The 20,436-nt window shown below is 32.3% G+C and carries 24 protein-coding genes; 18 read left to right on the top strand and 6 right to left on the bottom strand.

Annotation, left to right across the window (positions count from 1 at the left end):
• The first annotated feature begins 6 nt into the window (after positions 1-6).
• The 5 genes from C4F50_RS22165 (at position 7) to purE (ending at position 4,483) form a co-directional block, all read left to right on the top strand.
• Positions 7-558 (top strand): hypothetical protein, encoded by a 552-nt coding sequence (locus C4F50_RS22165; protein ID WP_194140840.1) that lies wholly within the window; start codon positions 7-9, stop codon positions 556-558.
• A 240-nt stretch (positions 559-798) separates the two neighbouring features.
• On the top strand, positions 799-1,956 hold the full coding sequence (locus C4F50_RS22160; protein ID WP_194140839.1) for a 5-(carboxyamino)imidazole ribonucleotide synthase: 1,158 nt from the start codon (positions 799-801) through the stop codon (positions 1,954-1,956).
• Positions 1,957-2,037: 81 nt separating this feature from the next.
• The gene (locus C4F50_RS22155; RefSeq protein ID WP_194140838.1) at positions 2,038-3,330 is read left to right on the top strand and encodes an AAA family ATPase; all 1,293 of its coding nucleotides are present in this window, start codon (positions 2,038-2,040) and stop codon (positions 3,328-3,330) included.
• Between the two features lie 2 nt (positions 3,331-3,332).
• Complete coding sequence (locus C4F50_RS22150; RefSeq protein ID WP_194140837.1) at positions 3,333-3,911, top strand: hypothetical protein; 579 nt, start codon at positions 3,333-3,335, stop codon at positions 3,909-3,911.
• Positions 3,912-3,997: 86 nt separating this feature from the next.
• The gene (purE, locus tag C4F50_RS22145) at positions 3,998-4,483 is read left to right on the top strand and encodes a 5-(carboxyamino)imidazole ribonucleotide mutase (RefSeq protein ID WP_194140836.1); all 486 of its coding nucleotides are present in this window, start codon (positions 3,998-4,000) and stop codon (positions 4,481-4,483) included.
• A gap of 206 nt (positions 4,484-4,689) precedes the next feature.
• Here the strand turns inward: purE and C4F50_RS22140 are convergent, their stop codons facing one another.
• A complete protein-coding gene (locus C4F50_RS22140; protein ID WP_194140835.1) occupies positions 4,690-5,358 on the bottom strand; it encodes a hypothetical protein in 669 nt (222 codons plus the stop codon).
• 224 nt (positions 5,359-5,582) lie between these two features.
• Here C4F50_RS22140 and C4F50_RS22135 point away from each other — a divergent pair, with 224 nt between their 5' ends.
• Together C4F50_RS22135 and C4F50_RS22130 are read left to right on the top strand one after the other, a co-directional pair.
• Positions 5,583-7,610 carry a M3 family metallopeptidase gene (locus C4F50_RS22135; protein ID WP_194140834.1) on the top strand — a complete coding sequence of 676 codons (2,028 nt, stop codon included), beginning with the start codon at positions 5,583-5,585 and terminating at the stop codon, positions 7,608-7,610.
• Between the two features lie 127 nt (positions 7,611-7,737).
• Positions 7,738-8,397, top strand: a complete 660-nt coding sequence (locus tag C4F50_RS22130) for a SanA/YdcF family protein (protein ID WP_194140833.1) — start codon at positions 7,738-7,740, stop codon at positions 8,395-8,397.
• An 81-nt stretch (positions 8,398-8,478) separates the two neighbouring features.
• Here the strand turns inward: C4F50_RS22130 and C4F50_RS22125 are convergent, their stop codons facing one another.
• The 4 genes from C4F50_RS22125 to C4F50_RS22110 all read right to left on the bottom strand — a co-directional run bounded on the left by C4F50_RS22125 (position 8,479) and on the right by C4F50_RS22110 (position 11,750).
• Positions 8,479-9,741, bottom strand: coding sequence for a cation:proton antiporter (locus C4F50_RS22125; protein ID WP_194140832.1), 1,263 nt, complete (start codon positions 9,739-9,741; stop codon positions 8,479-8,481).
• Positions 9,742-9,867: 126 nt separating this feature from the next.
• The gene (locus C4F50_RS22120) at positions 9,868-10,350 is read right to left on the bottom strand and encodes a hypothetical protein (RefSeq protein ID WP_228012115.1); all 483 of its coding nucleotides are present in this window, start codon (positions 10,348-10,350) and stop codon (positions 9,868-9,870) included.
• 351 nt (positions 10,351-10,701) lie between these two features.
• A complete protein-coding gene (locus tag C4F50_RS22115) occupies positions 10,702-11,415 on the bottom strand; it encodes a hypothetical protein (RefSeq protein ID WP_194140830.1) in 714 nt (237 codons plus the stop codon).
• A gap of 113 nt (positions 11,416-11,528) precedes the next feature.
• On the bottom strand, positions 11,529-11,750 hold the full coding sequence (locus C4F50_RS22110) for a hypothetical protein (RefSeq protein WP_194140829.1): 222 nt from the start codon (positions 11,748-11,750) through the stop codon (positions 11,529-11,531).
• Between the two features lie 539 nt (positions 11,751-12,289).
• Between C4F50_RS22110 and C4F50_RS22105 the strand changes: the two genes are divergently transcribed.
• The 11 genes from C4F50_RS22105 to C4F50_RS22055 all read left to right on the top strand — a co-directional run bounded on the left by C4F50_RS22105 (position 12,290) and on the right by C4F50_RS22055 (position 19,242).
• A complete protein-coding gene (locus tag C4F50_RS22105; RefSeq protein WP_194140828.1) occupies positions 12,290-12,793 on the top strand; it encodes a GbsR/MarR family transcriptional regulator in 504 nt (167 codons plus the stop codon).
• A gap of 67 nt (positions 12,794-12,860) precedes the next feature.
• Positions 12,861-13,196: a hypothetical protein gene (locus C4F50_RS22100; RefSeq protein ID WP_194140827.1), complete on the top strand. Its 336-nt coding sequence runs from the start codon at positions 12,861-12,863 to the stop codon at positions 13,194-13,196.
• A gap of 395 nt (positions 13,197-13,591) precedes the next feature.
• The gene (locus tag C4F50_RS22095) at positions 13,592-14,665 is read left to right on the top strand and encodes a YqjF family protein (RefSeq protein WP_348537027.1); all 1,074 of its coding nucleotides are present in this window, start codon (positions 13,592-13,594) and stop codon (positions 14,663-14,665) included.
• Positions 14,666-14,681: 16 nt separating this feature from the next.
• Positions 14,682-14,963 carry a hypothetical protein gene (locus tag C4F50_RS22090; RefSeq protein ID WP_194140826.1) on the top strand — a complete coding sequence of 94 codons (282 nt, stop codon included), beginning with the start codon at positions 14,682-14,684 and terminating at the stop codon, positions 14,961-14,963.
• A complete protein-coding gene (locus tag C4F50_RS22085; RefSeq protein ID WP_194140825.1) occupies positions 14,960-15,307 on the top strand; it encodes a hypothetical protein in 348 nt (115 codons plus the stop codon). The genes C4F50_RS22090 and C4F50_RS22085 overlap by 4 nt, the downstream gene beginning before the upstream one ends.
• A gap of 17 nt (positions 15,308-15,324) precedes the next feature.
• A complete protein-coding gene (locus tag C4F50_RS22080; protein WP_194140824.1) occupies positions 15,325-15,711 on the top strand; it encodes a hypothetical protein in 387 nt (128 codons plus the stop codon).
• 11 nt (positions 15,712-15,722) lie between these two features.
• A complete protein-coding gene (locus C4F50_RS22075) occupies positions 15,723-16,541 on the top strand; it encodes a DCC1-like thiol-disulfide oxidoreductase family protein (RefSeq protein ID WP_194140823.1) in 819 nt (272 codons plus the stop codon).
• Positions 16,542-16,637: 96 nt separating this feature from the next.
• A complete protein-coding gene (locus C4F50_RS22070; RefSeq protein WP_194140822.1) occupies positions 16,638-17,543 on the top strand; it encodes a TIGR01777 family oxidoreductase in 906 nt (301 codons plus the stop codon).
• Positions 17,544-17,545: 2 nt separating this feature from the next.
• Positions 17,546-17,950 (top strand): hypothetical protein, encoded by a 405-nt coding sequence (locus tag C4F50_RS22065; RefSeq protein WP_194140821.1) that lies wholly within the window; start codon positions 17,546-17,548, stop codon positions 17,948-17,950.
• A 42-nt stretch (positions 17,951-17,992) separates the two neighbouring features.
• Positions 17,993-18,775, top strand: a complete 783-nt coding sequence (locus C4F50_RS22060) for a fatty acid desaturase family protein (protein WP_194140820.1) — start codon at positions 17,993-17,995, stop codon at positions 18,773-18,775.
• 14 nt (positions 18,776-18,789) lie between these two features.
• Positions 18,790-19,242, top strand: coding sequence for an SRPBCC family protein (locus C4F50_RS22055; RefSeq protein ID WP_194140819.1), 453 nt, complete (start codon positions 18,790-18,792; stop codon positions 19,240-19,242).
• 327 nt (positions 19,243-19,569) lie between these two features.
• Here the strand turns inward: C4F50_RS22055 and C4F50_RS22050 are convergent, their stop codons facing one another.
• A complete protein-coding gene (locus tag C4F50_RS22050) occupies positions 19,570-19,977 on the bottom strand; it encodes a DUF1842 domain-containing protein (protein WP_194140818.1) in 408 nt (135 codons plus the stop codon).
• Positions 19,978-20,436 lie beyond the last annotated feature (459 nt).

The following is a 20,436-nucleotide window of genomic DNA, read 5'->3' as shown; positions in this document are numbered from 1 at the left end:
TATAAAATGTTTTCTGAACTCCAATCGAAACTGGATTATGTCAACGCTTACCGAGAAAACCGGCTTAAAGCGGCGCAGGATATTTTAGAAAATCCGCTGCTTTTCGCAGAACTGGTTTCAATTTGTTTTTCGCCAGAAGACAAAAACAATCATAAAGCCTGCTGGATCCTAGAATTTGTCTCGTATGAAGAATTGCTTTGGCTCCAGCCGCATTTGGATTTTTTCTGTTCGAATCTGAAGGTTTTAAAAGACGAAAGTTCGCTTCGTCCCATTGCAAAAGTGGTACAGCTTTTAGTAAAATCGCATTACAAGAAAAGTGAAAACTGCATTAAACTTTCTGAAGAAAATCTGCAGGATTGTATAGAAGCTTCTTTCGACTGGCTGATTACAGATGTAAAAGTGGCCACAAAAGCCTATTCTATACGAACGCTATATGTTTTGGGAAATTATTACGATTGGATACATCCCGAACTCAAAGTAATTATCGACAAAGATTTCGGAGATCATTCTGCAGCCTATAAAGCAGTTGCCAAAGAGGTTTTGAAGAAAATAAAATAATTTGAGTCGCCACGAATTACACAAATTTCCACAAATTTTTATTTAACTCATTTTCTAAAATAATTCGTGCTGATTCGTGCAATTCGCGGCAAATAAAAAATCATTCTAATATTTTTAATCTGCACCAAAAGTTTAAAAAATTCGTGCTAATTAGTGCTATTCGCAGCAAAAAAACTGAACCCATAAAAAATTCGCGGCAAAAAAAAATTAAAAAGTATCTTTGCAAAAACACAACACAAAATGAATTATTTTTCTTCTGATTTTAAATTGGGAATATTAGGCGGCGGACAATTAGGTAAAATGCTTTTGTTCGATACACGCAAATTTGACATTCAAACCTACGTTTTAGACCCCAGCGATGAAGCACCAAGTAAAATTGCCTGCAACAAATTCTTCAAAGGCGATTTAATGGATTATGAAACAGTTTATAATTTTGGTAAACAAGTTGATGTTTTAACTTTCGAAATAGAATTGGTGAATCTTGAAGCTTTGACACAGTTAGAGAACGAAGGTGTAAAAGTATATCCGTCCCCAAAAACCTTAAAAGGAATTCAGAACAAAGGCATTCAAAAACAATTTTATACCGAAAATAATATTCCAACTGCTGCTTTCTTGAGATTTGAGAGTCCGGAACATTTACAAAAATCAGTTGGAAACAACGAAATCATCATTCCGTTTGTTTGGAAATGCACCGAATTTGGCTACGACGGAAACGGCGTAAAAGTAATTCGTCAAATCTCTGATATGGATGATCTTCCAAATGTAGAATGTATTGCCGAAACGATGGTTCCGTTTAAAAACGAATTGGCAGTAATTGTCTGCAGAAATCCGTCTGGAGAAATAAAAACGTATCCGGTTGTCGAAATGGAATTTCATCCAGAAGCCAATCAAGTTGAATATGTAATATGCCCTGCAAGAATTGACGAAAAAGTAGCAGAAAAAGCCAGAGCAATTGCTTTGAATGTTTCTGAAAGATTCAATCACGTGGGACTTTTGGCAGTAGAAATGTTCCAAACTGCAGACGACGAAATTTTGGTAAACGAAGTAGCACCACGTCCGCACAATTCTGGACATTATTCAATTGAAGCCAGTTATACTTCTCAATTCGAAAATCATTTACGCGCTATTTTAGATCTTCCTTTAGGAAACACCGACAGTAAAGTTGCCGGAGTTATGGTAAATTTAGTAGGTGCCGAAGGTTTTTCTGGAGATGTAGTTTACGAAAATATCGAAACGATCTTAGGATGGGATGGCGTTACACCACATATTTATGGCAAAAAACAGACTCGCCCTTTCAGAAAAATGGGCCACGTTACTATCGCAAACGAAGACATGCAAGAAGCAAGACGAATTGCAGAACAGGTTAAGAATACTATTAAAGTGATCAGCGGTCAGTAAAGTATAATGATCAGATTTTAGTCGCTGTTTACAGTTTCTAATAACAATCATTTTTTAATTAGCTTTGTAAAAACTCAATAAATGAAAATTTCAAAATTACATATCGATCAATTTAGACATTTAGAAAATCTAGATTTTGATTTTACTTATCAAAGTGGCGAACGTAAAGGTGAGCCTTTGGATAAAATATGTTTTATTGGACAAAGTGCTACTGGGAAGACTGGCTTATTGGAGCTAATTTATGAATACATCACAAACATTTTAGATCTAGAAATAGTAAATGGTCATTCTTTATTTGCACTTAAAAATTCTATACAAAAAAAAAATAATGAAATTGTTTTTTTATTTGATGATGAAATATTCCATCTAAGGAATCAAGAAATTTACTTTAAAAATCGTAGTTATAAGGAGGATTACAATAATGGAGGACAGGTAACTTCTTTAATTCCTTTTCAATATAAAGTAGATCCTCTTTACTTTAAGGCCAATCTTATTTCTGACAGAAACATTGATATTTTTTCTAAAAACCCAATAGATCTAATTGAAAAACATAATTCTGAACTTAAAGATATAGAAAAAAATTTCACTCAAAAGGACAATTTTGGATTACAATTCACTGATAGTGTTAATGATGAAGTTTGGCTATTTCTCCTAAATGAAATATTAAGTTACCGTAAAAATTTCACTCAGAAAGTTTCTGAGTTATTACATAAAGGTTTTATTGCTGATGCACAAAAGTTAAATAATGAATTTTTAAAATGGCAAAAAAACAATCCAAATCACTTAGAAATCTTTGCAGAAAAATTAAATCCAATATTAGAAAAATTAAATCTAGAAGTAGATCTAATTAATACTGAATATTCAATTCCTATTAAGAATAAAAGAAATGATGAAATAATTCCAATACAAAATACCAGCACAGGTACAAAAGGATTATTATTATCATTCTTGCCATTATTTAAACTAAATACCAAAAACTCTATTATTTTAATTGATGAACCTGAACGTTCATTATATCCAGACATGCAAATGGATTTAATAGATTATTATCAAAAACTTGCTCCAGAAGCACAATTTATAGTTGCCACCCATTCTCCTTTTATTGCAGCTTCATTTGAACCAGACGAACGATTTATTTTATATTTTGATGAAGAAGGAAAAGTCGCTGTGAGAAGAGGAACTTCTCCAATTGGTGATGATCCAAATGATATGCTTTATAATGATTTTGGAATCAATTATATTAACAAATACGGACAACAAAAACATCAAGAATATTTAGATTTAAAACAAAAAATACATTTTGAAACCGATCCTAAAAAGAAAGAAGAAATTTCAGAGCAATTGGAAAAGTTAGGTGAAGAATACAATTTCTAATTATGAAAAGAGTTTTTAAAAATCCTACTTCTGAAATCATTATCCAAAAAATAATTTACAAAAAAGGTGATAATAAAAAGCTGTCTTCTATTCTTTTAAAAGAACAGAAAAATTTTTGTGCCTACACTGAAGAATATATAGGATGTAATGATGCTGTTGACATAGAACATTTTAATCCGAATTTAAAATATTTAGAAACTGATTCTTATCAAAATTGGTTTATGGTAAAGCACAAACCAAATAATCTTAAAAGAACTGCTTGGATTGAACCCATACTTTATCCATCTGATGAAAATTTTGAAACAAGATTAATTTATTCTGATGGTTATTTCCTTCATGACCCTAAGGATATTGAAGCAAAAAACTTAATTGATCTTTTGAATTTAAATGATGAAATTTTTGTAAAAAACAGAAAGCGGTTTATTCAAAGAAGAAAGGAAAGAATCTCCGAAAAAGAAGTTTCTGCTTTTGTTTATTTTACTGAGAAAATAGAAAATGAAATAGAATCTTTGAAATATTTAAGAGCAATTCAAGAAGAATTTGAAATTGACATTTGGAACATGATTCCTCAACTAGAGTAATTATAACAAATTTTTGATTACAGTTTTCAATTTCCAACAACTTGAAACCTGAAACTTGAAATAAAACAAAATAAACAAAAAATAAAATGAGCAAAGTAGCCATTATAATGGGAAGCATCTCAGATATGCCAGTTATGCAGGATGCCATCGACATATTAAAACAATTTAATGTAGAAGTTGAAGTAGATATCGTTTCGGCACACAGAACGCCGGAGAAATTATTCGATTTCAGTAAAAATGCACATATACGCGGTATTTCGGTAATTATTGCTGGTGCGGGCGGTGCGGCACATTTACCTGGAATGGTGGCTTCGATGTCACCGCTTCCTGTAATTGGAGTTCCAGTAAAATCTAGTAACTCTATTGATGGATGGGATTCGGTTTTATCTATTCTTCAAATGCCGGGCGGCGTTCCAGTTGCGACAGTCGCGCTAAACGGAGCAAAAAATGCCGGGATTCTAGCAGCACAAATCATCGGAAGCCACGATAAAAAAGTATTGGATACTATTATTTCTTACAAAGAAGAATTGAAAGCTGCGGTTAATAAAGCTGCAGAAGGATTAAAAAAATAAATTATTCCGCAGAGATACACAAAGAAAACACAGAGATTCGCTAAGCTTTTTTAGATTATTATTGAAGAAAAACTTTGTGAATCTCTGTGTTTTTTTTTTAGCGATTCTTGGTGAAACTAGATTTAAGATAAATTAAAATCATCACATTAAAGAAGGCTTCACATTATGCGAAGCCTTTTTTTAATTAATATTTTATCTTTTTGAAATTACGCTGCATCCTCAACTTCTTCTAAAACAGATTCAAATTCAGATTCTGTTACATCTTCTTTATTGATCCAGTTTTCTGAAGTAACCAGATTGTAATTTATATTATCTTCAGTTGTCAATTCCCAAATAATACTTTCGGCTTCAGGAAATGGGATATTTTGAGAAATTTGATTTTCGAATAATCTCTTAATGAGATTTCTATCAGACAAACCGTTATTCAATAACTTCAATACATTTTCGGCTGTTAATTTTTGCACTTCGCCATCAGTTGGCTTCATTGAAAAATGAACAACAGAGGCTTTTGCGTTTGGAAATTTCCCGTTGTAGGCTTTAAAAAGCAATTGATTGACATGAAACAAAGTCCCTTGCATGTGTATTTCCGGATATTCCTCACAAACTTTATCAATCAACATATTGTTCGATATCTGCTCAATCTGTCCTTCACTTAGCTGCTCTCCTAATTTATATTCTAAAACAATCTGCGCAGCTTCATTAGGCTCATAATCAGAAATAGCCATTTCTAGTAATTCCGGTAAAGTCGATTTTTCTGCTGTAGCCCCGTCAGGATAATTGAATTTTTCTAATAAGGCAATCAAATCTTCATCAGACCAATATCCTTCTACTTCATTTACCGTATCTATATTATTTATAACAACTTGATAATTCATATCTTTTTATTTTTATAATTATGATTAGCATTTATATGCTAAATCCTATTTTCTCAATTTACGCTTTTAAAATCGCCTATAGGAATAAATAACATATCTATAACACAATTTAAGAGGATTTTATGCCGAGAATCGATTTTGTTTAGATGATTTGATTTTTATAAATTGCTATCTTTGGAATTCAAAAATTTCGACTTCAATTAATAAAAAAACAGTATATCATAATGAGTGTTTTACTTTCAAAATTTATAACTAAACATAACACTGCACCTTTTTCGCAGATTAAAATCGAAGATTACGTTCCGGCTTTTCAAGAAGGAATAACTTTGGCTAAAGCCGAAATTGATGCAATCGTAAATAATCCGGAAGCGCCGACTTTTGAAAATACAATTGCGGCAATGGATTTTTCGGGAGATATTTTAGATCGTCTTTCGAGTATTTTCTTCAATTTGAATTCGGCTGAAACCAATGACGAAATGCAGAAAATTGCTCAGGAAGTTTCGCCTCTACTTTCAGAATTTGGAAATGACATTCGCTTAAATGCCGATTTATTTGCGAAAGTAAAAGCAGTTTACGATCAAAAAGAGAGTTTGAATCTCAACCCAGAGCAAACAACTTTATTAGACAAAAAATATAAAAGCTTTTCGAGAAACGGAGCGAATCTGCCAGAAGACAAGAAAAATCAATTAAGAGAAATTGACAAAGAATTATCTAAACTGAGTCTGCAGTTTGGTGAAAATGTTTTGGCAGAAACCAACAATTTCGAATTGCATTTAACCGATCAAAAAGATTTGTCTGGTTTACCGGAAGGAACAATCGAAGCCGCTAGATTATTAGCCAAAAATCAGGAAAAAGAAGGCTGGATTTTCACTTTAGATCATCCAAGTTATGTTCCGTTTTTGACTTATGCGGACAATCGCGAACTGCGTAAAAAAATGGCAATTGCTTTTGGTGCAAAAGCATTTCAAAACAATGAATTTGACAATCAGGAAAATGTTCTGAAAATTGCGAAACTGCGTTTTGAAAGAGCCAATTTATTAGGTTACAAAACCCACGCACATTTTGTTTTGGAAGAAAGAATGGCCGAAAGTCCAGAAAAAGTTTTCTCTTTCTTAAATGATTTACTGGCAAAAGCAAAACCGGCTGCTCAAAAAGAATTTGCAGAATTGACTGCTTTCGCGAAAGAACTGGACGGAATCGAGCAATTAGAAAAATGGGACGGCGCTTATTATTCTGAAAAATTAAAACAACAGCTTTTTAATTTAGACGATGAAAAACTGAAACCTTATTTTCAATTAGAAAAAGTTTTGGACGGTGCCTTTACGGTTGCCAAAAAATTATACGGTTTAACTTTTACCGAGGTTTTTGATATTGATAAATACCACGAAGAAGTTACCACTTATGAAGTAAGAGATGCTGAAAACAATTTGGTTTCGATTTTCTACGCTGATTTCTTCCCAAGAAAAGGAAAAAGAAACGGTGCCTGGATGACTTCATTCAAATCACAATATGTAAAAGACGGCTTAAACGAAAGACCACACATTTCGAATGTTTGCAACTTTACAAAACCAACAGAAACAAAACCTTCATTATTGACTTTTAATGAAGTAACGACTTTATTCCACGAATTTGGACACGGTTTACACGGAATGCTGGCTGATACAACTTATCCAAGTTTATCTGGAACTTCTGTTTACTGGGATTTCGTAGAATTGCCAAGTCAGATTATGGAAAACTGGTGTTACGAACCAGAGGCTTTAGCTTTGTTTGCGAATCATTATGAAACGGGAGAAATTATTCCGATTGAATATGTTCAGAAAATTAAGGAAAGTGCTAGTTTCCAAGAAGGTTTGGCGACATTGCGCCAGTTAAGTTTCGGACTTTTAGACATGGCTTGGCACGGACAAGATCCAACCAATATTACAGACTTAAAAGCATTTGAAACAGAACAATTTGCCAACACACAATTGTATCCTGATGTAAAAGAAAATGCCATGAGTACGGCTTTTTCTCATATTTTTCAAGGCGGTTATTCTTCTGGATATTACAGCTACAAATGGGCAGAAGTTTTAGATGCCGATGCTTTTGAATATTTTCAGGAAAAGGGAATCTTCAATGAAGAAGTAGCGAAGAAATTCAAAGACAATGTACTTTCTAAAGGAGGAACAGAACATCCGATGACTTTATACAAACGTTTTAGAGGTCAGGAACCAAAACCGGAAGCTTTGTTGAAAAGAGCGGGATTGCTATAATTTTAGATCTCAGATTTTAGATTTTAGATCAAACCGAAGTATTTGTGCTTCGGTTTTTTTTGATTTTATCTGCAACTAAATTTAGTTATCTTCGCATTTTTAAATCTTAATCTTACAAAAAAATAAATTGAAAAAATATTTAAAAACCTTCCTTTACCTTGCAATTCTAGGATTCGTGGCAATTGTATCTGTAAATTATTACGTAAAATCTTCAACCAAAAAGAACATTTATTATTCGATTAAAAGATTTCCTAAAAATGATGTCGGAATTATTTTTGGTGCGGGAATTAACGGCAATCAGCCGAGTAAATATTTAAAAGATCGACTGGATGCAGGAATTATGCTTTGGAAGGCAAAACGCATCAATAAAATTTTACTTTCCGGAGATAACGGCCGTGAAGAATATGATGAATTAACGGTAATGAAAAACTACTGTTACAGACACGGAGTGGATACAACCAAAATTTTTATTGATTATGCCGGCTTCGATACGTATTCGACCATGTATCGCGCCAAACATATTTTTAAGATTAAAAAAGCAACTTTAATTTCGCAGGAATATCATTTGAACCGAGCGATTTATATCGGACAAAAACTCGGAATTAAATCGGTTGGATATTCGGCGAACAAAGGACAATATCTCGGATACCAATATGTAACGCTTAGAGAATATCTGTCAAGATTTAAATCTTTTCTGAATGTTTTAAGAAATCGAGAACCTCGCTTTTTAGGTCAAGAAATTAATATTAACGGAGAATCAAATTATTCAAAAGAAGATAAACGATAATAAAAAGCCTGCAAAAAATAATTCTGCAGGCTTTTTTTATCAAATTCTAAGAGCAAATCTTTATTCTATTTTCTTAATTCTTTACTCTTTCTCCAGAACCTTTTTAGCTACTTTTCCAACCGTTAATCCTTGGACTACGATTGAAAATAAAACGACTATATAAGTTATTTCCAAAAGCAGGTTTTTATATTCTCCGTCTGGTAATGAAAGTACCAAAGCAATAGAAACACCACCGCGGATACCACCCCAGACCAAAACGGTTAATGAGCCTTTATTATAAGCCGATTTAATTCCGAAGAATTTAAAGATATCGAAGAATTTCCAAGGTAAAACGATTGATGATATTCTAGCAAAGAGTACGATCAAAATAGTTACTAAACCAATTACCAATTGTTTCTCTAAGTTTGGCAGCAATAATAGTTCGAATCCAATAAACAAGAACAAAATCGCATTTAATATTTCGTCAATAAGTTCCCAAAATTTTTCCAAATAATCTTTGGTTACTTCGCTCATCGCAACTTTTTTACCATAATTACCAATAATCAATCCCGCAACCACCATCGCGAGCGGACTTGAAACGTGCAGACTTTTGGCGATCAAAAATCCGCCCATTACTATAGAAAGCGTTATGAGGACCGAAACTTTATAATCGTCAATTTTCTTGAGAACTTTTGAGGCTGTAAATCCTAAACCAGCTCCTAGTAAAAGCCCTCCGATTCCTTCTTTTGCAAAAAGCCAGGTAATAGAACCAAAACTCATGTCAAATGTTGGGTTGGTTGCCATTTCCATAACTACAGCAAACATTACCACCGCTACTCCATCATTAAATAAAGATTCTCCAACAATTTTGGTTTCTATTCTTTTAGGAACTTTAGCCTGTTTTAAAACCCCAAGAACCACGATCGGATCGGTTGGAGAAATTAAGGTTCCGAAGACCAAACAGAATAAATAGGGGATTTTTATCCCGAAAATCGGGGCAATATAAAAAAGCAGCATCGAAATAATTAAGGCTGACAATACTACAGAAACTGTAGAATAGATCATAATCGGGACTTTTTGTTCTTTAAGATCTGACATATTTACGTGCAGTGCGCCCGCAAAAAGTAGAAAGTTAAGCATGGCGCCCATTAGAATTTCGTTGAAATCAAATTCTTTTATAAGACCAAAAAAATGCTTTGTGGTTGCGGGAAAATAAGAATCTCCCAAAAGACGAATTGCTACAGAAACGAGCATCGCAATAATCATGATCCCAATTGTTCCTGGAAGTTTTAAAAATCTTAAATTTAAATAGGCGAAGAAAGAGGCCAGTACGATTAGTACTGAAAAAGTGTAGTATAATTCCATAAAATGTGATTTTTACAAAAATATCTTTCTCATTAGTTAATCAAAAATTCAGGACTTGAATTAACATAACTTTATAATTTTAAAAAACCATAAAAAATATTTTGAAAACTATTTGGAACTAATATATCAAATTACCAAAATATCACTAAGTGATGTACCAATAGGAATATTTGTTGCCCATGTTTGACTGTTAGAATTCCATCCTTTATTAATATCATAGGAAACAACTCTCGAATTATTAGTACTTCCGTTAAAATCAATTAGAAATCCTATATTTTCTGTAATTAGGATTACTGTATTATTTTGTATATCTTTTGTACTAAACATTACTAATATTTTATTTACTGGAGCAACAGAAATACCATTTCCTCCGTAAAGGGAAAAAGCACAACTGCCATAATATTGATCATCATTAATGCTGTACACACAAATTCCTGTAGAATACGCATCATGAGAATTATTTTGGATCAATACATTTTGAGAATCATTATTTGTATCAATCGTTACTTTTCCTAAATCCTCAATTAGCATTCGTTGCTTTAAATCTATTTTGTCATTAGAACCCGATATATTTTTTGTGACGGTATATCTCGTAGAATTTTGAGACATTGAAGATTGAGGCTGGGGAATGTAAACAACTCCTCTATCGACAATTGGACTTGTAGATAAATAAGCTGAGAGATCAAATTTCCATTCCACTAATACTGATCTTAAAAAATTCTTACTAGTGGTATTCCAGCATAAAGGATAGCATAAAGCATTATTAGATTTAGAAGCCAGAAAACAGCATAAAGTATAATTACCTTTATTTAGTATCTCAACTGTTTGTTGTGATAAATTAATTGTTAATGAGCTTTTCATTTCCTTCTTATTAAGTTAAATAGAATATCTTGATTTTATAAAATAAAAGAATTACTCTTCATCAAAAATTTGATGAAGAGTAATTCTGGGTCCTCAAAATTAAACCGCGAATTTCTCGCTGATTTCTCTTTCCTGCTTAGAAGTATTTTCAATTAACAATGTTTTTAAATTGGTAAGAGCATTAAAGTTTTTCAACCATGTTGCTCCTCCTGCGCTCCATCCGCTATTTACAGAATAATTAGTTTCACGTGAATTTACACCTGTAAGGTTAATAAATGCACCAGCCGACATTGCTTTTGTAATTACAGTAGCTGTTAAGATTTGCTCCGTAGAGAAAATTAATGCTATTTTGGTAATTGGAGTAATAACTCTAGAAGAACCAGCTCCTAAAATAGGGAATGCACACAAGATATTTGATTTTCCATTTACCAACTGATTGATTCCAACAGTAAATTGCTGTTTGTCGTTGTTAAGAAAAGCTACAGCGCCATCAATACCATCTAAACTGGATTCTAAATTACCAGATCCTTCTTCTATTGTAACTAAATGGCCTAAATCTGTATCAATAGTGTTGCTTGCCTCAATTACTGTCTTAGGCAGAATTGTACTTGTTGAATTATAAGCTTGATATTCTTCTTGCCAAGTAATTACCGTTTTAGTTAATAATTTATCTGCTGGAAGATTAAACCAAACCGTAGGAGCTCCATCACCAGAAGCAGATACAGATTTAAATCCGTATAAAGAATATCCTTGACTTTTTAAAATTTTTACATCTTCTGGGCTAATGTTGATTGTTGTGCTAAAAGTTGCCATAATTTATATTTTTGATTTGTTTGTCCTTACTCATAGGCTTTTCAGGTTTCGCCCTGCATTATTTTCTGAATGCAAACAGTTCGTTTTTTAAGTGGTTTCTTCTCCACCATTAATTATCTTGTAAATGTTGCAGTAGTTCCTGCTTTTGCAGTACAAGTGCGGCCAGTCATGTGAGTGTTATCATCAAGTCCTACCATATATTCTCGTCCAATAACGATTAATTGTGCCGGATCAAGATTGGTTACTCTCAAATCATGTGCGCCAATAGGATCATTGCTTCTTGCAGTTGCAATTGGCGCTGTACCCATTTCATTTTTAATTAATACATCAATCATAATTTTGTTTTTACATTAGACAATAGTATGAGGCTTTCTGATCTCTATTGTAAAACCTCAAATTGTGGTTTCTTTTCTAAGAATTAACAATCAGAAAAATAATCTGTATCGAACAGCTGTACTTTTTCTTTTTTTATTGAGATAAAAATCTCATTTACATTGTTGAATAAGATTCAATTTTCGGTGTTAATGCTTTTCTCATTCTCTGATCTGCAGTATCAGTTTTCGAGTGTTCAAATTCCAATCGTTCCATTCACAAGTGATTAATTTGTGAGACCATTTGAATTTTATAACATTGTGTTTAAAAATAGTTTTGAGAACTAATTTCATTTCAAAATTATATCTTATCTAAAATTATCTTTTACAATATGTTATAGAGGCTAAATATTTGGTTATGAAATAGATAAAACTTGTTACAAGATATTTTCAATCGAAAAAAAACAATATCCATATTAATTTTATTCGTAAAAATTGACCCTTTCTTAAACAAACTTTCAATTATTTTTGAAAGTTTAAAAACTTTTACATACATTTGTTTCATGGAATTCAAAGAAGCAAAAAATAAATTCGTTCAGACTTGGGGAGCTTTAGGTTCTCAATGGGGAATTAATAAAACCATGGCACAAATTCATGCCTTATTAATGGTCTCAAACGAAGCTGTTTCTATGGAAGACATTATGGAAGAATTACAGATTTCCCGCGGAAACGCAAGTATGAATCTTCGTGCTTTAATGGACTGGGGAATTGTCTACAAGGAATACAAAGCCGGAGAACGCAAAGAGTTTTTTACAGCCGAAAAAGATTTAGACGAATTGGCTTCTAAAATTTCGAGAGAAAGAAGCAAAAGAGAAATCAAACCAGCGCTTAAAATTTTAAAAGAGGTTTCGACTATTGAAGCTAAAGATTCTGAAGAAGAAAAACACTTTGTAGATCAGACTTCGAAATTGTACGACTTTGTTTTAAAAGCAGATAATATGCTGGATAAAATGACTGAGTTTAATGATAACTGGTTGGGAAAACTGGTTATAAAAATGATGAAATAAAGCCCAAACTAAAAAAATTTAACCAAAACTTTCATTTTTTTCTGAAAGTTTAAAACAATCAATAATCATGAAAACTATAAAATATATCAATACGTTTGCAGTTTCACTTCCGTTTGTAATCTTGCTTTCGTATCCTTTTATTGAAGAAGGAGCTTTAATTTTTAGTCTATTATCAACAATGGCAACGGGATTTCTTCAAGTTATGATTGCATTTAAAATGCTGTATGATGGAAAATGTGATAGTAAAATTTACATCTATTTTGCAGGAGTGACACTTTTCTTCATCTTATGGTACAGCTTTCCAAACACAAACTATACTTTTTTGATATTTTCTCTACCGCTAATATTAGCCATTTATCTTTCCATATTGGTATATTCTGAGAAACAAAATGTTACTGAATAAAAAAATTTAAAACAATGTTTCATTATTTTCTGAAAGTTCAAAATGAAAAATAAAATAAGCACGCTGAGACAAATTAATATTATTGCTTTTACAATCTGTATACTGCTTTGTCTGACATGTTATGGAAGATTTACTGGGCAGCTATTTCTAAGCTTTGTGCAAGTTCTTTCAGCAATAGGAATTACCATACAGTACGTAATGACACCTGATCAAAAGGATATTAAAAATCGAATTAAAACATATTGGATGATAACTATTGCGAACGCTGTAATACTGTTTTCGCTTTTTGAAACCATTATGTGGAATGACTTTTTACAAGTGTTTTTCATAAACATTATTCCAAATATTACCGCTGTCTATTTTATCAAAACTTTAATTCTAATCGAAAAAGCATCATGAGACTATTATCAAAACTTCATAAAATCAACAAAATCTTTTATTTTATTACGCTTGCATTATATCTATTGGTATATCCTGGAATGTTATTTCAGATCGTTCTTGGAATGGTTCAAATCACGATAGCCACTATTTTATTGGTAGAAATGGAAGAACTTGATCAAACAAAAAAGAACAAAATCCGCCTTTACTGGGGTTTAGTTGTAATTGCTTTTCTGTTGATTTTCCTCAATTATAAAGCTGGAAATGATTTAGGGAATTTTATCACTCTTTTTCTATTTCCAATGTCAATTGCTACTTATTTCTATTTTTTAACAGCCAATCTTACTTCTGATTCTTTCTTAAAAGCAGAATGGAAAAATTTAGCCTTATTTAATTATGAGGTTGCTCCACAAGTTTTAGAAAAATACCTTCCGGCGGGAACTGAGATTGACATCTGGAACAACAAATGTTATGTAAGTCTTGTTGGGTTTATGTTTAAAAACACAAAAATACTGGGAGTAAAAATTCCTTTTCATATCAATTTTGAAGAAGTGAATTTAAGATTCTATGTCAAACGTTTTGAAAATGGCGAATGGAAACGCGGTGTCGTTTTCATCAAAGAAATTGTTCCGAGAAAAGCGATCACTTTTATAGCGAATACTTTGTATCGAGAACATTATGAAACACAGCAAATGAAACATCAAATCGTCGAAAATAAAGATACCGACACTTTTATTTATCAATGGAAAAATGGAAAAAAATGGAATACAATTGAGGTAAAGACGAAAAAAGATCTAAATAAAATAGAAGTTGGTTCTGAGGCCGAATTTATTACAGAACATTATTTCGGATATACCAAAATCAGTGAGGAAACAACTTTTGAATATGAAGTGACGCACCCGCGCTGGGAACAACTGGAAGTTTTAAATCATAACACAGTACTTGATTTTAGAGAAACTTACGGCGAAGATTTTGAGTTTCTGCAGCACATAAAACCAACTTCTGTTCTTTTGGCAAAAGGTTCTGAAATTGGCGTAAAGAATAAAAGAAAATTAAACATTAAAGAAAGAGTTTACGAAATAGCCGTCTGAACCAAATTTAAAAAACATGAAAACAGCTTTTAAAGTAATTGAAATAACCAATGTCTGCGCCTTAACTTTTATGCTTGCTGGAGGGTACGGATTACCAGTGACAGGTTTTTTACAAGTTTTGACTGCAATTCTTTTTTTAATCGTCTTTCCAAAAAACAAACTGATTTACATTTATTTTGGTCTGGTCATTTTTTTCTTTTTAATCTGGGACGGCGTTTTTAGCTGGCTAATGTTACTGCCCATTTCGCTAGCATTTTTCTTGACGTTTATTATTTACAATCAAAAAAAGAAATTATGAACCTCAACATAACAGCATACTTGATCTATCTCTGCATAACGATTTTTATTATTGTGAAAGTTGGAAAAGTCTGCTACAAAAACGGAAATATTTATGTTGCCGCATTAATTCCCGATCATATTGATCTCTGCCAAAAACTAAATCAGGTTTTACTTTTGGGCTATTATCTCTTAAATATTGGGTATTGCGCGATGACTTTAATTTCCTGGCAGAAAATCGTTTCAGCTGCTCAATTGATTGAAGTAATCTGCATCAAAACAGCTGTTATTATTTTTATTATTTCATTCCTGCATTACCTCAATATTATTGTTATAACAAAATACATTCAAAAACTAATCAAATAACTTAAAATCAAAATCTTATGGAAACTACAAAAATATTAATCGGTTACAGCATTTATTTACCAGTTGCATTGTTTTTAACCTATTATGTTTCTAAAACACTTTTTAAAAACGGAAAAATCTTTATGCTGGATATCTTCAAAGGACGTGAAGATATTGCAGAGGCAACCAACAGACTTTTTGAAACTGGTTTTTATCTTTTAAATATTGGTTTTGCTCTGATGATTTTAGAATTAAATTTATACAACAACAGCTATCAGGAATTGGTCGAAAGATTAAGTTACAAAATTGGCGGTTTTGCTATTTATTTAGGAATAATGCTTTTCTTTAATTTGTATTTCTTCTTTAGAGGAAAAAGAAAAGCCAAAGAAGCACAAAGAGAAGAGAGACTGGTTTTTAAAGCCTAAAACATATAGTCATGAAAACGCTCGAAAACCAAACTTTGCTTTACGATGAAGATTGTCCGCTTTGCAATTTATATACCATTGGATTTGTAAAAAGCGGTATGTTAGATCAAAACGGAAGAAAATCTTACTGTCAATTGTCTGCAGAAGAACAAAATTTTATAGACTTAAATCGTGCTTCAAATGAAATTGCTTTGGTTAATAACAAAACCAAAACGGTGATGTACGGAATTGACAGTTTGATCAAAGTTCTTGGAAATTCTTTTCCGTGGATTGAAAAAATTGCGAATGTAAAACCAATTCATTTTACATTAAAAAAACTCTATTCTTTTATTTCTTACAATCGTAAAGTGATTATTCCAGCAAATGCAAAAGAAGAGAATAAGCTGCAGTGCATCCCTGATTTCAATTACAAATATCGTTTTATGTTTATCGGATTTGCTGTAACTATTACGACTTTGGTTTTATTTGGATATTCTAATTTGATACTGATTTTACCTAAAACAACCATTTGGAGAGAAATTGTTTTAGCTTGCGGACAAATTGTTTTTCAAAGCTTGTTTCTTTTAAAATTCGACAGAAAAACAATTTTGAATTATGCTGGAAATCTAATGACAGTGTCTTTGATGGGCTCTCTTGTTTTAGTTCCGATTTTGATTCTGAGTAAATTTATTATTGTTCCTGAATTGATAGTTTTAGGATGGTTTGGAGTAACGGTTTTCATAATGTTTGCGGAGCATTTTAGAAGAACAAAAATTTTGAAACTTCCATTTTATCTTTGTTTCACATGGATACTATACCGATTTATCGCTTTATTTTTAATATTAAACTAATTTTCAAAAAAGAGTCTGCCACGAATTTGCAAACGGGATATTTTTTACTTTAAAAAAAAATTAAATCCGTCAATTCTCGGCTAAAAAACAGATCGCATGAGTAAACTTATTATAGCAGCCGGAACAGGATTTCTAGGACAGGTCTTAGTCAGTCATTTCAAAAACAAATTTGAAGAAATTGTAATCCTGACCAGAGGAAAATCACAAATTATTGACGGAATTAAATATGTAAACTGGAATGCCAGAACTTTTTCTGGCTGGGAAAAAGAATTAGAAAACGCCGACGTTCTAATAAATCTTGCAGGAAAATCAGTTGATTGTCGTTATACTCAAAAAAATAAAAGAGAAATTTTATTATCCCGAATTGAAAGCACCAAAATTCTCAACAAAGCAGTTTTAAGTTGCAAAAATCCGCCGAAACATTGGCTGAATTCCTCAACAGCGACAATCTACAGATTTTCATTAGACAAAGAAATGGATGAAGTTGATGGCGAAACTGGAAATGATTTCTCTATGAATGTCGCGCTTTCTTGGGAAAAAGCATTCTTTAAAACTGAAACTCCAAATACATTAAAAACCGCTTTGCGAACTTCTATTGTTTTAGGAAAAAATGGCGGCGCTTTAATTCCGTTAAAGACTTTGGCAAAGTTTGGTTTTGGCGGAAAACAAGGAAAAGGCAATCAATTTGTAAGCTGGATTCATGAAGAAGACTTTGCGCGTGCAGCTGCTTTTATTATTGAAAAAGAAATGAGCGGAAAAGTAAATGTCGTTGCTCCAAAACCCGTTCGAAACATTGATTTTATGTTTAAATTGAGAAAAGCAGTTCGCGCTCCTTTTGGAATTCCATTAAATAAAACACTTTTAGAAATTGGCTCTTTTTTCATTCGAACAGAAACCGAATTGGTTTTGAAAAGTAGAAATGTAGTTCCGAAAAGACTTTTAGAAAACGGTTTTACATTTCAGTTTGAAAATATTGATAATGCTTTTAAAAATTTACTTTAAGAATGAATTGGATTTATTTAGTAAGATTATGGATTTTAATGCTTATCAGCGGACCAATTGTTTTTATGATTGAAATGGCAATAGCAACACAAAATCCAAGCGGATCAAATCTCTTTACCAACATCAAATTTTACTTTCTGGCGCTCGTTATTGGTGGTCTATTCTCTATTCCAACTTTTCTGTTTGCTATTTCTCTTTTCGTTTTTTTAGAAAACCATAACCTTAAAAGTAATTATATAAAAGTAATTTTAACTTCAACTTTTGTGATCGGCATTTTCTTAACCTTAAAAATTATAGGCGGCACAATTGCAATGAATATTGCTGTATCTTATTCGATACCGGCAATCATAATAGGATCATTTTTTAAGCTAAAATCAAGCAATGATCCAGAATCTTTAACCAAATAAAACCAATCAAAAAAACAAAACTAAACCTAAGCCAAAAACAAAATGACACATCAGGAAATACTCAAAAAAGTGCAATGGAAAGATTTAAAAACCCTTACATTCAAAGAAATGCTGATCGAAAACAACCTTACTATTCCGTGGTTTTTGGCTTCTATGGCACTTTCTTATTTTGGTTATTATCTGCTTGCGCTTCCGTTTTCAGCCTTTTTCTTTTTGGCAGGTTTGCGTCAAGTTCACAATGGTTTTCATAATTCATTAGGAACAAATAAGTTTTTAACTTGGTTGACACTTTACACCAATAGTATATTATTAATGGTTTCTATTCATGCCGTAAAATTTAATCACATCAGACATCATAAATATTGTTTGACCGAAGACGATTACGAGGGAAAATCTGCAAGAATGACTTGGTACGGCGCTATTTTGTATGGGCCTGTTCATATGTTTTTAATTCATAAAATCACGTTGCAGCTGGGGAATAAAAATTATGTCAAAAATGTAATTTTAGAACTTACTTCAATTGCAATCGTCGCTTTTTTGGTTTTCTATTTTAATATTCACTTTTTGATGTACCACATTATTGTAATGGTTTTTGCCGAATTCTTAATGGCTTTTTTCGCCGTTTGGACTGTGCATCATGACACCGAAGATTCACCAGAATATGCCAGAACGCAACGCAAAGGCTGGAAAAACAAAATCACTTTTAGCATGTTTTATCATTTAGAACATCATTTATTTCCTGCAGTTCCAACGATTAAATTACCTGAATTGGCAAAAAGAATTGATGAAGCATTACCTGAAATCGAAAAGAAAAATACTTTTTAATTTATTTGAAAATTATGACAACAATTCAACTCACAACCAAAATAAATGCGCCGATACAAATCGTTTTTGATACGGCAAGAGATATCGATCTGCATCAAAAATCTACAGCATCATTAAATGAAAAAGCGATTGCCGGTGTCACAACCGGATTAATTAATGAAGGTGAAACGGTAACCTGGAAGGGCAGGTATTTCGGATTTTACTTAACTCACAAAACCCGAATTATTAAAATGGAGCTGTATAATTATTTTTTGGATGAAATGGAAGAAGGGAAATTCAAATCCTTTAAACACAAACATTATTTTAAAGAAGTAAACGGAGTTACAATCATGACAGATCTCCTGCAGTATGAAACTCCGTTTGGGATTTTCGGGAAATTGTTTGATGTTTTAACTTTAAAAAAACACCTTACCAAATTCCTTTTAGAAAGAAATAAAATCTTGACTGAAACAGCCGAAAAGAATTAATTATTTTTTACTAATTTGACTTTGTGCAATGAATCGGCTGCAACGCTGGTATATGCAGAAGGAATCATTTTCCTTAGTATTATCGCTCTATTGTGATAAATAGCCAGCAATACACTTGTTATGATAACAATGCACACTATACCAAAAACAATAGCTTTTCTTATCATTTTTTTATTTTTAAAGTGATGGGGGAATTCAATTTTTTGAGAATTTAAAACAACTTTGCTTTAATAAAAAACCGCCCAAATCAGGCGGCTTTTGTATTGTAACTCTTATTGAGTCAGGAATCGCTATGCTGATTCACAGAATTCCTTTTCTAAAGTTTCCTTATACCAATTCTGCTTTTCTAGCAGAAGCAACTGGTACATTTTCGATATGGTGTTGGTAGTAAGAGAAACCTCCAACTCCATTCCATTCATCATCAATAGCTAAATGAGCATCGAAATCTGCTGGGAAAGCTCCAATTGCCGGCGGCGGGAAAGATTGTATATATTGCCCGTGAAGACTTACTACCTGAGTAATTTTTCCAAGTCCAGTATGATATATTTTTCCTTTTACTTGAACTACAATATGACTACTAGGACCTTGAACAGCCTGGGTAATTACAACTGTACCAGTTACTGAATGCTGTGACGGTACAACAACTAAATTAAATGTTGCGATTGGAGCGCCTGGAGTTCCCACATTTCCGATTGTGCCTTTTGCTAAGTAAGCACCTGCTAATAAATCTGACATAATTTTTGTTTTTAGGTTTCCTACTCGTATGGCTTTTCGGAACCGCCTCGTTTTTTTTCGTGGGGTCTGCTCCACTTGTTTGATGGGTATTTTTAATGTTTTTGGAAAACTTTAACTAACTGAAAATCTGGAATTAAAAACCCAATAACTTTCTTTTAGCTGTATCAAAACTATATCAGATTTGTAGAGATTAGAGGAAAAATGTCATAGAATGGCTATTCTTTGACATGAAGTGAGATTTAAAATGACACCAGATAGTGAAATTGCCAGCACAGATTAGATTAGAAATCTGCGTTAATAAAGTAACAAAGCTCCGGAGGAATTAAATATTTATAAAAAAATACCATTGCAGGCTTGAGCTCCAGCGGAGCGGTACATTTTTAGAATCGTATCTATCTACCTTTAAAGGCTCTATTCAATCACACATTGGATTTCAATAAATAGTTAACTCCGTTCGAG

Source organism: Flavobacterium hungaricum (assembly GCF_015182285.1).
Lineage (GTDB): Bacteria > Bacteroidota > Bacteroidia > Flavobacteriales > Flavobacteriaceae > Flavobacterium > Flavobacterium hungaricum.
Note: the sequence above shows the minus strand (reverse complement) of the source record. Positions and strands in the feature narration are given on the sequence as shown.